Here is a 15,657-nt window from a genome sequence, read left to right as displayed (position 1 = left end):
AGGATTGATTTGCAGATTCGGGACAAAGGTGTTTGAATTCCACCACTCGTTCTATTTTTGGAATTACCCCATGCAGGATCTCAACGACCTCTACTACTTCGCGATGGTCGTGGACCACGGCGGTTTCGCCGCGGCGGAGCGCGCGTTGGGTATTCCCAAATCCCGTCTGAGCCGGCGCATCAGCCAGCTGGAAACCGAACTGGGCGTGCGCCTGCTGCAGCGCTCCACCCGCCGCTTCGCCGTCACCGATGTCGGCATGAGCGTGCATCGCCACGCGCAGACGATGCTGGCCGAGGCGCAGGCCGCGCGTGAGGTAGTGGATCGGCTCAGTGCCGAGCCGCGCGGGCTGGTCCGTGCCAGCGTTCCGGTGTCGCTGGCGCAGATGCAGCTGCCGCGCCTGCTGCCTAAATTCCTCGAGCAATACCCGAAGGTGCGACTGCAGCTGAACATCAGCAACCGCCGGGTGGACATCATCAACGAGGGCTATGACGTCGCCCTGCGCGTGCGTTCGCGGCTGGATGACGATGGCAGCCTGGTGATGCGCAGCTTCGGCCAGGTGCAGGAGCTGCTGGTCGCAAGCCCAACCTATCTGGATCGCGCCGGTCGCCCAGCCACCCCGGAGGAGTTGGCCAGCCATGTCACCCTGAGCATCAGCGAGGACGAGGCGCGCCAGCGCTGGGAACTGCATGGTCCCAACGGGGCGGTCAGCCGCGTGGACCTGCAGCCGCGGGTGGCCGGCTTTGATTTCCCGCTGCTGCAGTCGATGGTGAAAGACGGCTTCGGCATCACCATGCTGCCGGAAACCGTGTGCGCCGAGGCCGTGCGCAACGGCGAGCTGGAAGTGGTGCTGCCGGACTGGTCGCTGCCGCAGGGCATCTGCCATGCGGTGTTCGCCTCGCGCCGCGGCCTGCTGCCGGCAGTGCGCGTGTTCATCGACTTCCTCGCCGAACACCTGCCGCCGGAACTGGAGGCCTCGCGTCTGGATTGCGGTGGCGCCTGCGAGCGGGCCAAGGAAAAGATCCGCGCCTCGACAATCGGCGCGCTCGCCGTGGACGCGGGTTGAACAAAAACGGTGCAGGCATGCGAGAATGCGCACCCGGATCGGCGCGGCTGGATCGCGCAGGACGACATGGGCAGATGGCCGAGCGGTTTAAGGCACCGGTCTTGAAAACCGGCGAAGGGTCAAACCTTCCGTGGGTTCGAATCCCACTCTGCCCGCCATAACCTTCCCGCCCTCCGTTTCTTGCGGGGTTCGGACCCTCTGGCGTCCGGAGCCAGGCACCGTGACTTCTGCGATGACCGACGATCTCAGCACCGCCCCGGTGGACGAGCACTGGATGCGCCATGCGCTGGCGCTGGCGGATCGTGCGCAACGCGAGTTCGATGAGATCCCGGTGGGCGCGGTGCTGGTCGGCAGTGATGGCCAGCTGCTGGGCGAGGGCTGGAACCTCAACATCATCAATCACGACCCCAGCGCCCACGCCGAGATCATGGCCATGCGCGAGGCCGGCAAGCGGCTGGGCAATCACCGTCTGATTGGCTGCACCCTTTACGTCACGCTCGAGCCATGCGCGATGTGTGCGATGGCGCTGGTGCATGCACGGGTCGCGCGCGTGGTGTTCGCGGCCACCGACCCGAAGACGGGCGCGTGCGGCAGCGTGTTCGACCTGGTCGCCGATCCGCGCCACAACCATCGCGTACAGGTCTGCGGCGGGGTTCTGGCCAAAGACGCCAGCTTGCGCCTGACCAATTATTTCCGCGCCAAGCGCGGGCGTCCGTTGCTGTCGCCGGACGATATTTGACGCAGCGGTGCGTGGCGGCCGGCGTATCATGTGCGCCTGGATATTCCGGCCCGGCAAAGATATTGTCCGGCCCACTGCATGAGGTATTACATGGCGGACAACAGCGCAGGCAACGACCGGTTGATCTGGATTGATCTGGAAATGACCGGGCTCGATACCGACAACGATTCGATCATCGAGATCGCCACCGTCGTCACCGACGCCCAGTTGAATGTGCTGGCTGAAGGGCCGGAGTTCGCCATCTCGCACCCGCTGGCGACGCTGGAAGCGATGGACGAGTGGAACCGCAACCAGCACCAGCGCTCGGGCCTGTGGCAACGCGTACTGGACAGCACCCTGACCCTGGGACAGGCCGAGGCGCAGACCATCGTGTTCCTGCAGGAGTGGATCAAGGCCGGTGCTTCCCCGATGTGTGGCAACTCGATCTGCCAGGACCGGCGCTTCCTGCACCGGCAGATGCCGCGACTGGAGAAATATTTCCACTACCGCAATCTGGATGTGTCCACGATCAAGGAGCTCGCCAAGCGCTGGGCCCCTTCAGTGGCCGCCGGGGTGAGCAAGACCTCCAGCCATACCGCGCTGAGTGATGTGAAGGACTCCATCGCCGAGCTGCGCCACTACCGGCAGTTCATGGGCGCGCTGGCGGGGTTGCCGGCCGCAGGCTGATTGGCATGAATGCACCCGCGATCCGCCTGCAGGATGACGTCCACGACTGGGCCGACCTGCAGCGTGCGGTGGCGTTGCTCGAAGCGCCCACCCTGACGGCCAAGATGGCCAATCTGGTGGGCTCGCCGTTGGAATTTGCCGTACGCAAGCTGCCGGCATCGGTGTCTTCCCGGATCCACAGTGTCACCGAGGCGGCCCTGTACAAAGCCGCGCAAACGGCGCTGTGGAGCATGGATCGCGAGCAACCGGGAAAAACGGCATCGCCGCGCCTGCACAAACTGGCGGCCGCTGCGTCCGGCGCGTTGGGGGGATTGGGCGGGCTGCCTGCATTGGCGGTGGAATTGCCCCTGTCGACGACGATCATCATGCGTACGGTGGCCGATATCGCCCGCAGCGAAGGGTTCGACCTGAACGATTTCGCCACCCGCCAGGCCTGTCTGGAGGTGTTCGCACTGGGCGGCAATACCGGCAGGGATGACGCCAGCGAAACCGGCTATTACCTGGCGCGCGGCTTCACCACCGAAGTGATGCGGCATCTGTCGGCGGAGCTTGCCGGCACGGCGGTTGGCGGCGGCCACGGTGTAATCCTCGGCCTCGCTCCGAAGGAGGCGGGCAAGTGGCTGGCAAAGATCGTGGAGAAGATCGCCACCCGTTTCGGGGTTGTGGTCACGGAGAAATTCGCCGCACAGGCGGTGCCGATCATCGGCGCGGTCGCTGGCGCGACCTTGAACACCATGTTCACCAGTTACTACCAGGATATGGCGCGCGGCCACTTCATCGTCAGGCGGCTGGAGCGCAAATACGGTTTTGAACCGGTACGGCTGAGCTATCAGGCGCTGGCTGGTTACATGACGGGCTGAAGCCGGCAATACAGGCCTGCATCGGCAGCCGGTACTGGAAAATGGCGCCCCTGCAACACCGCATCTGCGGACGGCAGGCCAAAACAAAACCCCGCCGGAGCGGGGTTCTGTCTGTCAGGGCCGGGAGATCAACTGTTGGCCTTGAGCTTGGCCAAGCGCAACCAGGTGTCGACCACCGTGTCCGGGTTCAGCGACACCGACTCGATGCCTTCCTGCATCAGCCATTCGGCCAGATCCGGATGGTCGGACGGCCCCTGGCCGCAGATGCCGACGTACTTGCCCTTGGCGCGTGCGCTCTTGATGGCCATCGACAGCAGCTTCTTGACCGCCGGGTTCCGCTCGTCGAACAGGTGGGCGACGATCGAGGAATCGCGGTCCAGGCCCAGGGTGAGCTGGGTCAGGTCATTGGAGCCGATCGAGAAGCCGTCGAAGATCTCCAGGAACTCGTCGGCCAGCAGCGCATTGGACGGCACTTCGCACATCATGATGATCTTCAGGCCGTTCTCGCCCTGCTTCAGGCCATTGGCGGCGAGCACTTCCACCACCTTGCGGCCTTCTTCCAGGGTGCGCACGAACGGGATCATCACCCACAGGTTCTCCAGGCCCATCTCGTTGCGCACGCGCAACACGGCCTGGCATTCCAGCGCGAAGGCCTTGGAGAAGCTCGGGTCGACGTAGCGGCTGGCGCCGCGGAAGCCGATCATCGGATTCTCTTCGTGCGGCTCGTAGTTGCTGCCGCCGATCAGGTTGGCGTACTCGTTGGACTTGAAGTCCGACAGGCGCACGATCACCGGATTCGGTGCGACCGAGGCGGTGAGGGTGGCGATACCCTCGGCCAGGCGGTCCACATAGAAGCTCACCGGATCCTTGTAGCCGGCAATCTTCTCGTCGATCTTCTTGCGGGTGGCCGCATCCTGACGGTCGTATTCCAGCAGCGCATTCGGGTGGATGCCGATGTGGCTGGCGATGATCATTTCCAGGCGGGCCAGGCCGATGCCGGCATTGGGCAACTGACCGAAGTCGAAGGCCCGTTCCGGGTTGGCCACGTTCATCATGATCTTGAGCGGTGCCGGCGGCATGTTCTCAAGGTCGGTGGTGGTGCGTTCGAAGGCCAGCTTGCCGGCGTAGATGAAGCCGGTATCGCCTTCGGCGCAGCTCACCGTCACTTCCTGGCCGTCCTGGATCAGGCTCAGCGCATTGCCGGTCCCGACCACGGCCGGAACACCCAGCTCGCGGGCGATGATCGCCGCATGGCAGGTACGGCCGCCACGGTTGGTGACGATGGCCGAGGCGCGCTTCATTACCGGCTCCCAGTCCGGGTCGGTCATGTCAGCGACCAGCACGTCGCCGGGCTGCACGCGGTTCATGTCATCCAGCGAACGGACCACGCGGGCCACGCCGGCGCCGATCTTCTGGCCGATGGCACGGCCTTCAGCGATCACCTCACCCGTGGCCTGCAGCGCATAGCGCTCCATCTGGGTGGCCTTGGCACGCGATTTCACGGTTTCCGGGCGGGCCTGCACGATGAACAGCTTGCCGGATACCCCGTCCTTAGCCCACTCGATATCCATCGGGCGGCCGTAGTGCTTTTCGATGACCAGTGCCTGCTTGGACAGCTCCTGGACATCTTCATCGCTGATCGAGAAGGTGCCGCGCAGTTCCGCCGGGGTGTCCTCGATCTTGACGCGCTCGCCCGGGACGTCCGAATAGACCATGCGGATGGCCTTGGAACCGAGCGAACGGCGCAGGATCGCCGGCTTGCCGGCCGTCAGGGTGGGCTTGTAGACATAGAACTCGTCCGGGTTGACCGCGCCTTGCACGACCATTTCCCCCAGACCAAAGGACGAAGTCACAAACACCACGTCACGGAAACCGGACTCGGTGTCCAGGGTGAACAGCACGCCGGAAGCGCCAACACCCGAGCGCACCATCAGCTGCACACCGGCGGAGAGGAACACGTCCTCGTGCTTGAAGCCGTGATGCACGCGGTAGGCGATGGCGCGGTCGTTGTACAGCGAGGCGAACACTTCCTTGACCTTGTGCACGACGTCGTCGGCCCCGGTCACGTTCAGGAAGGTTTCCTGCTGGCCGGCGAAGGACGCGTCGGGCAGATCTTCGGCGGTGGCCGAGGAGCGCACGGCCACGGCCACCTCACCGCCGCCGTTGTCGGCGCACAGTTTGGCGTAGGCGTCGCGGATGTCGGTGTCCAGCTGCGGCTGCAGCGGGGCATCGATGACCCAGCCGCGGATCTCCTTGCCGGCAGCGGTCAGCGCATTGACATCCTCGACGTCCAGCGTTGCCAGCTTGTCGAAGATGCGCTTGGACAGGTCGTTATGGGCGATGAAGTCCTTGAACGCTTCGGACGTCGTGGCATAACCACCGGGCACCGAGACACCCAAGCCGGCCAGGTTGCCGATCATCTCGCCGAGCGAGGAATTCTTGCCACCCACGCGGGCCAGGTCGGCCAGGCGCAGCTCATGCAACCACAGGATATTCTCGTTCAAGCGCGATGCTCCGTTGAGGCCATCGCCCGAGGCGGGCTTGGATGGCCACGTCCGTAGGAAGAAGCCAATATGATGCAGCGCACACCTGGGCGGCACAAGCTTGTGACAGCGCTTTGTCTTGTGCTTGTCTTTTCCGGGACAGGCGATGGCTGCCGGCCTGACCCGGGGTCATCATCACAACTTTGAGGAGCGGATATGGCGGCGATTCGGCCGGTTTTCTATGTTTCCGACGGCACCGGCATCACCGCCGAGACGGTGGGGCACAGTCTGTTGACCCAGTTCACAGGCTTCAGTTTCGTCACGGATCGCATGTCGTTCGTCGACGATGTCGACAAGGCGCACGACGCCGCCGCGCGCATCCGGGCCGCGGGAGAGCGCTACCAGGTGCGGCCAATCGTGATCAGTTCCTGCGTGGATTCCGACCTCGGCGCGATCCTGAACGAGAGCGGCGCGCTGGTGCTGGATGTGTTTGCGCCCTTTATCGGCCTGCTGGAAAGCGAGCTCGACGCCACCCGCCATTCGCGGGTGGGACAGGCGCACGGCATGGTCGATTTCGACACCTACCACCGGCGTATCAACGCGATGAACTACGCGCTCAGCCACGACGATGGCATCGCGGTGAACTACGATGAGGCCGACGTGATCCTGGTGGCGGTATCGCGCGCCGGCAAGACGCCGACCTGCATCTATCTGGCAATGCACTACGGCATCCGGGCGGCGAACTACCCGTTAACCGACGAGGATCTGGAGCATGACCGGCTGCCACCGCGGCTGCGTCCTTATCGCAGCAAGTTGTTCGGCCTGACCATCGATCCGGAACGGCTGCAGCAGATCCGCCAGGAGCGCCGGCCCAATTCGCGGTATGCCAGTGCGGAGACGTGCAAACGCGAGGTCGCCATGGCCGAGAAGATGTTCCGCGCCGAACGGATTCCGACGTTGAGCACCACCCATACCTCGATCGAGGAAATCTCCAGCAAAGTGCTGGGCACGCTGGGACTGCAACGGGAAATGTTCTGAAGCCCCCGCCGGGCAGCGCCATGCTGCCCGGTTCGCGGCACAGCGTGTAGGATCGAAACATGACCCGCGCACTGTCCCGCATCGACCGCATTCCCAAGCTGAGCCGTCTTGGCTGGCTGATGGGCCTGTATGCGGAAAACTATGTCCACCTGATGCGCCTGTTCGCACCGGATCACCTGCAGCCCGGCTGCCATGTGTCATCCATTGGCGATGGGTTGGACGTGCGGCTGGATGTCATCGAGTGCCACCGCTATACGGTCGAGCTGCGCATGACCTATGACATCTGCGACCCGCTGACCGGCGAGCCCGATCCTTCGGCCTATCTGCGGCTGTATCGGGACGCGCGCCAGGCCGAGACCACACATTGCTATGTTGGCCGCCGCTGGCAGGACGTGATGGGGATGTACCCGCCAGCCGATGAGCTGATCAGCCATCGCCTGCGTATGAACACCTTTCTGGGCAAATGGCTGGAGTACCTGGCCGAGCGCGGTCATGGGGTGGCGACGTTGCAACGCTTCCCCGGCACCCCGCACGCGGCGCGCGATCCAGCCACGCTGCAGCACCGCTGAGCCGCGGGAGGGGATCGGTCATAATGGCCGACCCTGCCGGCCGTGACCCTGCTGATGCCTTACACCCCGATTCTCGCCACGCTTGGTTATGTGCTGTCGGCAGATGGCCGCCAGGCATTGATGATCCATCGCAACACGCGCCCCGGCGACATCCACCTGGGCAAGTACAACGGGTTGGGCGGCAAGATGGAGCCTGATGAGGACATCCTGGCCTGCATGCACCGTGAGATCCGCGAGGAAGCGGGTATCGAGTGCGGCACCACGCGCCTGCGCGGGACCATCAGCTGGCCGGGCTTCGGCAAGCAGGGTGAGGACTGGTTTGCTTTCATTTTCGTCATCGACGATTACACCGGCACGCCGCTGGACGCCAATCCGGAAGGCACGCTGGAATGGGTGCCAGTCGACCAGCTCGAATCGCTGCCGCTGTGGGAGGGCGACCGCCACTTCCTGCCACTGGTGTTCGATACGGACCCGCGCCCATTCCATGGCGTGATGCCCTACCGCGATGGACGTATGCAGTCATGGAGCTACACCCGGCTTTGAGTGGCAGCGCCGCGGTCCAGGGCGACTGTTCGTGCAAATAGCGAAGCGCGCATTCGCGAAATTCGCGTTAGGCTGATGCGGTTCCGGCCAAAAGACCCGATATGAAGCGCCACTTTTCGATGCTCCGTGAATTCCAGCTCGCCGATTGGTTCACGCTCGGCAATGCCTTCTGCGGTACTGGCGCGGTGTTCGCCGCGATGCGCTTCCTGCAGGACGGGCAGCGTGGCTTTTTGATGTTCGGCATGGCGCTGATTCCGCTGGCTTTCATCTTCGACGCCCTGGATGGACGCGTGGCCCGCTGGCGCCAGTCCTCGTCCACGCTCGGGCGCGAACTGGATTCGCTGGCTGATGTCATCTCCTTCGGCGTCGCACCAGCCGCACTGGCTTATGCCTGCGGCATGCAGGGCGGCTGGGACTGGATGGTGCTGAGCTATTTCGTCTGTTGCGGTGTCAGCCGGCTGGCCCGCTACAACGTCACCGCCGAGGCCTTGTCCGGGGATTCGGACAAGGTGCCTTATTTCGAAGGTACGCCGATTCCCACCAGTCTGGCCTTGGTGATCGTGCTGGCGGTTGCCGCGCACTTCCAGGCCATCGGCCCCGCGCTCTGGGGCGGCAGCTGGCAGCTGGGGCCGTGGCAGCTGCATCCTCTGGTGCTGCTGTTCGCGCTGTCGGGTTCGTTGATGATCAGCAAGACACTGCGTATCCCCAAGCCCTGACACGGCCGCAGGGTGGCATTGTTATGATCCCCGGATACTCCGGGAGTGGATCGATGGCAGCGCCAGGCAACAACGACAGCAAGGGTTTCGAGGAGGGAATGCGCCGCCATTGGGAGGCCTGGACCCAGGCCATGCAGGGCCAGGGCGCCGCAGCCGCCGCCGACTTCCCGTGGCGCGAAAGCATCGAGCAGTGGACCCGGCTGGTTACCACTGACACTCCGGCGGAGGTCCAGGAACTGGGTGCGCGCTTCCAGCACCAGGCTGGTGACTGGCTGGCGGCGATGCAGCAGGTGGCGGCACGCTTCGCCGGCCGTGATACCAGTGCCGCCGAGGTGGCTGGCGCCTGGCGCGACACGGTGCAAGGGCAGGGCGATGATCTGCTGCGCTGGATGCTGGAGGCCGCCCGGGGAGGCAACGCACTCAACGACCAGCCATGGGTTCGCGAGTTCGCGCGCGCGGCGCAAACCGGCTTCGGTGGCGAATGGCTCAATTCTCCCTTGTTCGGCCCGGCCCGCGAGCACCAGGCGCGCTGGCAGGCGCTGCTGAAAATCCAGCAGGACTATCAGGCGCGGGCCGAGGCTTATATCGATTTGATCCGCACGGTTCTGGACGACGCATTCAAGCGCTTCGAGGCCAAGCTCGCCGAGCACGAATCTTCCGGAAGCCAGCTGACCAGCGCCCGGGCGATGTTCGATCTATGGATCGATGCCGCCGAGGATGCGTACGCAAAAATGGCGCTGTCGGAAGAGTTCCAGCGTATTTACGGGGAATTGGCCAACGCGCAGATGCGCCTGCGTGCGGCATCGCAAAGCGAACTTGAGCGCGCCTGCGAGGCGATGGGCGTGCCCACGCGCAGCGAGATGGATACCGCGCACCGCCGCATTACCGAACTGGAGCGCCAACTCCGGCGTTTGCTGGAGGCAACCGCGCGTACCACGGAGGCCCCGGCTTCGGCGGCGCCGGCTTCCCGATCGCGCAGCACATCCGCAGCGAAGGCCGAACCGCACGCCCCGAAAGCCTCCAAAAAAGCGGCAGCAAAAGCAACGCCGGCAAAGGTCAAATCGCCGCCGGCCAAACCACGGGAGAAGGTGGGCGCGACCAGTAAACAGCCGCCGGCCCGCGGTGAGGGCAAGGCATGAAAGGGCCACTGGGATTTGGCAGCGATGACCTGCTGCAGGAGACCCTGCAATGGCAGCGAAAACTGCTGGATGGCCTGAAGCTGCTGCCACAGGTGGAAGACGTCAATTACGGTGTCACCGAGCGCCAGGAAGTATGGAGTGACGGCAAGGTCAAACTGTACCGGTTCGTGGGAGAACACCCCAAAGGGGACCTGCCCCCGCTGCTGATCGTCTATGCCCTGGTCAATCGCCCGTACATGGTCGATCTGCAGGATGGCCGTTCGCTGGTGCAGAAGCTGCTCGCCTTGGGGCAGGACGTCTATGTGCTGGACTGGGGGTACCCGGACCGCTCCGAACGTTTTCTCACGCTGGAAGACTACCTGCTGCGCTACATCGACGGCGCGGTGGATCACCTCCGCGCGCAGCAGCGCGGCGCGCCGGTGAACCTGCTCGGCATCTGCCAGGGCGGCGTGTTCTCGCTGTGTTACAGCGCGCTGCGGCCGCACAAAGTGCGCAATCTGATCACCATGGTGACGCCGGTGGATTTCCATACGCCCGACAACATGCTGTCGCATTGGGCGCGCCACGTGGATGTGGATCTGTTCGTCGATACGCTGGGCAACATCCCGGCAGATCTGATGAATGCCAGCTACCTGATGCTCAAGCCCTTCCGCCTGAACGTGCAGAAATACGTGGGGCTGATGGACATCCTGGACGACAAGCAGGCGCTGGAGGATTTCCTGCGCATGGAAAAATGGATATTCGATTCACCGGACCTTGCCGGCGAAGCGTTCCGCCAGTTCGTCAAACAGTTCTACCAGGCCAATGGATTGATGGAAGGAAGCATCCTCATCGGCGAGGAAGCGGTGGACCTGGCCCAGCTGCAGATGCCGTTGCTGAACATCTATGCCGAGCAGGACCATCTGGTGCCGCCCGCCGCATCACGGGCGATGCGGGATCGGGTGGGCAGCCGCGACTACACGGAACTGGGGTTTCGCGGGGGGCATATCGGCATCTATGTGTCAGGCCGGGCACAACGCGAGGTTCCTGGCGCGATCCATCAATGGCTGAGCGAACGCGCATGAACCGTTGGACGGTGCTGTGGATATGCGCGGTCCTGACGGCCACGCCAATGCGCGCGCAGGCCGCCCCCACTGCAACCACGCAACGCGAAATCGCAGGACTGATGCAGGCGCTGGAAAATTCCGGCTGCCGCTTCCAACGCAATGGCAGCTGGTATGGCCCCGGCGAGGCACGCGCGCATCTGCAGCGCAAATACGACTACCTGCTCAAACGTGACCTGGTCGGCAGCAGCGAGCAGTTCATCGAACGCGCGGCCAGCCGCAGCAGCCTGAGTGGCCGGCCTTACCGGGTTGCGTGTCCGGATGCTCCCGAGCAGGACGCGGCGGCATGGTTCCAGCACACGCTGCGGCAGTTGCGCGCACCGTCACCCTGATGGCCGGCATTCGGGCGCGCGGTGATTGCGGTGCGAGGGCGTGATGACTGGTCACACGCCGTCCTTGCGTTGGGGATTGCGTGCCTTGCAGGGGCTTGGCGCGTTGTGGACGCTCCCCAATTCCCTTGTCGGCCTGGCTGCGGGCCTGGCCGGATGCGTTGCCGGCGCGCGCGCCTACTGGAGTCCGCGCGACTGTGCACTGGTGTTCAGCCACTGGCCCTGGGGGCCGGGGGGTGCAATCACCTTCGGCATGGTGATCCTGCATACCGGTGACAATCTCGACGGGCTGTGCGCGACCTATGAACATCGGGCCGGACACTGCGAGCATCCCCGCGTGCGACTGGGAGACCATGAACGTGCACATGTGTTCCAGTACATGGTGCTGGGGCCGCTGTTCCTGCCGCTCTATCTGCTTTGCGGCGGTGTCAGTGTGCGCAATCCTTTCGAACGTGCGGCGGATCGCTATGCACTCAGCGGCCGCGGCTGGTGGCCGGGGCGTCACTGAACTTGTGTGAAGGTTTGCCCTGTTTTGACACGGCAACACCACGGTCATGAAGCGTCAACGCGATCTGTACATCCTTCTAACACGCCGCCAAGTAAGGTGGCGCGGTTCTGGTTTCTGGAGGAGTACCAACCACCATGGCGGTTGTTCTTTATATCGGTGGCAGCAAGGATGGCGACAAGGGCGTGGTGCCCTACGGTTTCAGCAAGACCCGCGCGGACACGGAGCAAGGTCCGGAGTTCTATGTGGAGCGGATGATGGATGTGAACGGTAGAGGGCGGGTGCGCGTGATGGTGCTGGAGGATCTGCGCGACGAAATCGCCATCCAACGGCTGAGCCAGCACCTGGGGTGAGTGAGCTTGCCGCGCGCCGGGCAACAGGTCCGGCGCCTGCTGTCAACGGCTTCCGCTGACAGCCATGCGTTGCCAGAATGGCTCACCTGTCATCGTGGTTTCCGCATCAAGCAATGCAAGACATCAAGCTCGCGCAGCACATTGCGCAGACCATCGCTGCCGAGATCGGCGCAGATCCGTCACAGGCCAAGGCCGCCATTGCCCTGCTGGACGAGGGGGCGAGCGTTCCGTTCATCGCGCGCTACCGCAAGGAAGCTACGGGCGGCCTGGACGACACGCAGCTGCGCAATCTGGAAGTACGTCTGACCTATCTGCGCGAGCTGGAGGATCGTCGTGCCGCGGTACTGGCCAGCATCCAGGAACAAGGCAAGCTGACCGACGAGTTGCGCAGCGAGATTGCCGGGGCCGATACCAAGTCCCGACTGGAAGACCTGTATCTGCCATACAAGCCCAAGCGCCGTACCCGTGCCCAGATCGCCCGCGAAGCCGGGCTGGAGCCACTGGCCGATGGCCTGCTGTCCGATCCTTCACTGGACCCACAGGTGTTCGCCGCTGGATTCGTTGATGCCGACAAGGGGGTGGCCGATACCAAGGCGGCGCTGGAAGGCGCACGCGCCATCCTGATGGAACGGTGGGGCGAGGATGCGGCACTGGTCGGTGAATTGCGCCAGTGGCTGGCTGAAACCGGCGTCATCCGCGCCTGCGTGGTCGAGGGCAAGGAGGCTGAAGGGGCCAAATACCGTGACTACTTCGACCATGCCGAATCGCTGGCGAAGATTCCCTCGCATCGCCTGCTGGCGCTGTTCCGCGCGCGCCGCGAGGAATTCCTGTTTCTCGAACTGGACCCGGGCAGCGATGCCGAAGCCGGGCACCAGTACGCCGAAGGACGCGTGGCCTACAACGCCGGCATCGCCGACAAGGGGCGGGTTGCTGATCGCTGGCTGCTCGACGCCTGTCGCCTGACCTGGCGCGCCAAGCTGCACATGCACCTGCTGCTGGATCTGTTCAACCAGGCGCGCGAGAAGGCCGAGGCGGAAGCAATCGCGGTGTTCGGTGACAACCTCAAGGATCTGCTGCTGGCCGCTCCGGCCGGACCCAAGACAGTCCTGGGGCTTGACCCCGGCATCCGTACCGGCTGCAAGATCGCCGTGGTCGATGCCACCGGCAAGCTGGTCGCGACCGAGACCATCTATCCGCACGAGCCGCGCCGGCAGTGGGAGCAGTCGCTGCAGACGCTCAAGCACCTGTGCGCCAAGCACAACGTCGAGCTGATCGCGATCGGCAACGGTACCGCCAGCCGCGAAACCGACAAGCTCGCGGGTGAGGTCATCGCTGCCTGTGCCAATCCCAGGTTGCAGAAGGTGGTGGTCAGCGAAGCCGGTGCATCGGTCTATTCGGCGTCGGAGTTTGCCGCCAAGGAGTTCCCTGAGCTGGACGTGTCGCTGCGCGGCGCCGTTTCCATCGCCCGGCGCCTGCAGGATCCGTTGGCCGAACTGGTCAAGATCGAGCCCAAGGCCATTGGCGTGGGCCAGTACCAGCATGACGTGGACCAGTACCGGCTGGCCAAGGCACTGGATGCACGGGTGGAAGACTGCGTGAATGCCGTGGGCGTATTCGTCAACACCGCCTCGGCGGCATTGCTGTCGCGTGTGTCGGGCCTGTCGCCCAGCGTGGCGGAAAATATCGTGCGCCATCGTGACGAAAATGGCCCGTTCAAGCGCCGCAAGGAACTGCTCAAGGTGCCGCGCCTGGGCGACAAGACGTTCGAACAGTGCGCTGGATTCCTGCGTATCGCCGATGGTGATGAACCGCTGGATGCGTCGGCGGTGCATCCGGAAGCCTATCCGGTGGTCGAGCGCATCGTCTCCGCCGCTGACCGGCCGATCAAGGCCCTGCTTGGTGATGGCAGCTATCTGCGCAGCCTGAAACCCGAGCAGTTCACCGACGACAAATTCGGTGTGCCAACCGTGCGCGACATCCTCAGGGAATTGGAAAAGCCCGGCCGCGATCCGCGTCCTGAATTCAAGGCGGCGCGCTTTGCCGAGGGCGTGGAAGACATCAAGGACCTGCGTGAGGGCATGATTCTGGAAGGCGTGGTCAGCAATGTCGCCGCGTTTGGCGCATTCGTCGACATCGGCGTGCACCAGGATGGGTTGATCCATATCTCCGCACTGTCGGACACCTTCGTCAAAGATCCGCGCGATGTGGTCAAGGCCGGCGATATCGTCAAGGTCAAGGTGCTGGAAGTGGATGTGCCGCGCAAACGCATCGCGTTGACCCGCCGGCTGGACGATGCCACCGGCCCGGCCCGGCCTGAAGAGCGGGCGCCGCGCCGCGATGGGCAAGGCGCCGGCCCGCGTCGCGATAACGGCAACCGCGGCGGAGCCGGCCGCGGAAGCAACACCGGAAGTCGTCCGGGCGTCAGCTCCGCCCCTGCCAACAACGCGCTTGCCGATGCGTTCGCCCGGGCACGGCGCGGTGGTTGATTGCTGCAGATTGGCCGCCGAGGGTCTCCCCACGCAGACAGTCCCCGCACCACAGCGGGGCGGCAGCACGGTGACAAGGCAGGAGTCACCGGGAGATTTTTCAGGATTTAAGTGAAATCTTGCTGCCCAAGCGGAAAAGCTCAGCTATAATCGCCGGCCAGCCAGCCGAAGTGGCGGAATCGGTAGACGCAGCGGATTCAAAATCCGCCGCCCTTAAAAGCGTGTGGGTTCGAGTCCCACCTTCGGCACCAAGCATGTAAAACGCCCCTCGTCGACAACGACTTGGGGCGTTTTTGTTTATGCAGCACCGGGGACGATTGTGAAAGACGCTGCGGTCTTCGCCAGGTTGCACAGGTTCAAGCGGGTTTCGCGGTGCGGCTACTCGGCCAGCGTCCGATCTCCTGCCTGATCACCTCGCCCCTGCAGGACACCGGGATCGGCATCCAGCAACCTTGGCCTGCGGCAGTCGCAGGCCACGGTTGAGCAGGCGCTTACTTCGGCATCAGCACGCTGTCGACCACGTGTACCACGCCGTTGGACTGCATGACATCGGCGGTAGTGACCGCGGATTTGCCACCCTTGGCATCCACCACCCAGACTTTCCCGTCTTTCAGTTCGACGGTCAGTTCCTCACCCTGCACCGTCTTCAAGGTACTGCTGCCGCCCTGGCTGCTCGCGGCGGCGACCAGCTGGCTGGAAGGGTGGGTGCCCGGTACCACGTGATAGGTCAGGATGCCGGTCAGCGTGCCCTTGTTTTCGGGCTTGAGCAGGGTATCGACCGTGCCCTGGGGGAGCTTGGCGAACGCCTCGTTGGTGGGAGCGAACACGGTGAACGGGCCCTTTCCGGCGAGCGTGTCCACCAGCCCGGCGGCCTTCAGCGCAGCTACCAGGGTGCTCAGTTCACTGGTGTTGGAAGCGGTCTCGACGATGGTCTTCTGTGCACCCATCGCTGCGCCATCTGTGGCCGGATTGCCGGCGGCGAAAGCGGAAGGAACGGTGGCACCGGCAAGCGCGAGGCCGGCGGCGATGGCAAGACGCTGGATCTGGATACGCATGTTCAAGTCC

Annotated in this window: 16 protein-coding genes and 2 tRNA genes; 16 read left to right on the top strand and 2 right to left on the bottom strand. The window is 64.2% G+C overall.

Annotated features, from left to right (window positions below):
• Window positions 1–70 precede the first annotated feature (70 nt).
• The 5 genes from ARC78_RS12525 to ARC78_RS12505 all read left to right on the top strand — a co-directional run bounded on the left by ARC78_RS12525 (window position 71) and on the right by ARC78_RS12505 (window position 3,328).
• Entirely contained in the window at window positions 71–1,063 is a 993-nt protein-coding gene (locus ARC78_RS12525) for a LysR substrate-binding domain-containing protein (RefSeq protein ID WP_054657627.1), read from the top strand.
• A 68-nt stretch (window positions 1,064–1,131) separates the two neighbouring features.
• A tRNA-Ser gene (locus ARC78_RS12520) sits at window positions 1,132–1,221 on the top strand.
• A gap of 74 nt (window positions 1,222–1,295) precedes the next feature.
• Window positions 1,296–1,802, top strand: a complete 507-nt coding sequence (gene tadA / locus ARC78_RS12515) for a tRNA adenosine(34) deaminase TadA (RefSeq protein ID WP_054657629.1) — start codon at window positions 1,296–1,298, stop codon at window positions 1,800–1,802.
• A gap of 90 nt (window positions 1,803–1,892) precedes the next feature.
• Complete coding sequence (orn, locus tag ARC78_RS12510) at window positions 1,893–2,468, top strand: oligoribonuclease (RefSeq protein WP_054657631.1); 576 nt, start codon at window positions 1,893–1,895, stop codon at window positions 2,466–2,468.
• Window positions 2,469–2,473: 5 nt separating this feature from the next.
• A complete protein-coding gene (locus tag ARC78_RS12505) occupies window positions 2,474–3,328 on the top strand; it encodes an EcsC family protein (protein WP_057506409.1) in 855 nt (284 codons plus the stop codon).
• Between the two features lie 128 nt (window positions 3,329–3,456).
• Here ARC78_RS12505 and ppsA read toward each other — a convergent pair whose 3' ends face one another.
• Window positions 3,457–5,832, bottom strand: coding sequence for a phosphoenolpyruvate synthase (gene ppsA / locus ARC78_RS12500; protein ID WP_057506408.1), 2,376 nt, complete (start codon window positions 5,830–5,832; stop codon window positions 3,457–3,459).
• A 195-nt stretch (window positions 5,833–6,027) separates the two neighbouring features.
• Between ppsA and ppsR the strand changes: the two genes are divergently transcribed.
• The 11 genes from ppsR (at window position 6,028) to ARC78_RS12445 (ending at window position 14,843) form a co-directional block, all read left to right on the top strand.
• Entirely contained in the window at window positions 6,028–6,849 is an 822-nt protein-coding gene (gene ppsR, locus ARC78_RS12495; protein ID WP_054657634.1) for a posphoenolpyruvate synthetase regulatory kinase/phosphorylase PpsR, read from the top strand.
• 59 nt (window positions 6,850–6,908) lie between these two features.
• Window positions 6,909–7,418: a DUF1249 domain-containing protein gene (locus ARC78_RS12490; protein ID WP_054657635.1), complete on the top strand. Its 510-nt coding sequence runs from the start codon at window positions 6,909–6,911 to the stop codon at window positions 7,416–7,418.
• 54 nt (window positions 7,419–7,472) lie between these two features.
• The gene (locus ARC78_RS12485; protein WP_054657649.1) at window positions 7,473–7,961 is read left to right on the top strand and encodes an NUDIX hydrolase; all 489 of its coding nucleotides are present in this window, start codon (window positions 7,473–7,475) and stop codon (window positions 7,959–7,961) included.
• Between the two features lie 101 nt (window positions 7,962–8,062).
• The gene (locus ARC78_RS12480; RefSeq protein WP_054657637.1) at window positions 8,063–8,677 is read left to right on the top strand and encodes a CDP-alcohol phosphatidyltransferase family protein; all 615 of its coding nucleotides are present in this window, start codon (window positions 8,063–8,065) and stop codon (window positions 8,675–8,677) included.
• A gap of 23 nt (window positions 8,678–8,700) precedes the next feature.
• Window positions 8,701–9,816, top strand: a complete 1,116-nt coding sequence (gene phaE, locus ARC78_RS12475) for a class III poly(R)-hydroxyalkanoic acid synthase subunit PhaE (protein WP_338062233.1) — start codon at window positions 8,701–8,703, stop codon at window positions 9,814–9,816.
• Window positions 9,813–10,880, top strand: a complete 1,068-nt coding sequence (locus tag ARC78_RS12470; RefSeq protein WP_054657642.1) for a class III poly(R)-hydroxyalkanoic acid synthase subunit PhaC — start codon at window positions 9,813–9,815, stop codon at window positions 10,878–10,880. The genes phaE and ARC78_RS12470 overlap by 4 nt, the downstream gene beginning before the upstream one ends.
• Complete coding sequence (locus ARC78_RS12465) at window positions 10,877–11,251, top strand: YfeK family protein (RefSeq protein WP_054657644.1); 375 nt, start codon at window positions 10,877–10,879, stop codon at window positions 11,249–11,251. Before ARC78_RS12470 ends, ARC78_RS12465 begins: the two co-directional genes overlap by 4 nt.
• A gap of 43 nt (window positions 11,252–11,294) precedes the next feature.
• Window positions 11,295–11,756, top strand: coding sequence for a hypothetical protein (locus ARC78_RS12460; protein WP_057506407.1), 462 nt, complete (start codon window positions 11,295–11,297; stop codon window positions 11,754–11,756).
• A 134-nt stretch (window positions 11,757–11,890) separates the two neighbouring features.
• Window positions 11,891–12,106 (top strand): hypothetical protein, encoded by a 216-nt coding sequence (locus ARC78_RS12455; protein WP_054657647.1) that lies wholly within the window; start codon window positions 11,891–11,893, stop codon window positions 12,104–12,106.
• Between the two features lie 113 nt (window positions 12,107–12,219).
• Window positions 12,220–14,592 (top strand): Tex family protein, encoded by a 2,373-nt coding sequence (locus ARC78_RS12450; RefSeq protein ID WP_057506406.1) that lies wholly within the window; start codon window positions 12,220–12,222, stop codon window positions 14,590–14,592.
• A 164-nt stretch (window positions 14,593–14,756) separates the two neighbouring features.
• Window positions 14,757–14,843: transfer RNA gene (locus tag ARC78_RS12445), tRNA-Leu, on the top strand.
• Between the two features lie 240 nt (window positions 14,844–15,083).
• Here ARC78_RS12445 and ARC78_RS12440 read toward each other — a convergent pair.
• Complete coding sequence (locus ARC78_RS12440; protein ID WP_054659828.1) at window positions 15,084–15,647, bottom strand: fasciclin domain-containing protein; 564 nt, start codon at window positions 15,645–15,647, stop codon at window positions 15,084–15,086.
• Window positions 15,648–15,657 lie beyond the last annotated feature (10 nt).

This window comes from Stenotrophomonas pictorum JCM 9942, assembly GCF_001431585.1.
Lineage (GTDB): Bacteria > Pseudomonadota > Gammaproteobacteria > Xanthomonadales > Xanthomonadaceae > Stenotrophomonas > Stenotrophomonas pictorum.
Note: the sequence above shows the minus strand (reverse complement) of the source record. Positions and strands in the feature narration are given on the sequence as shown.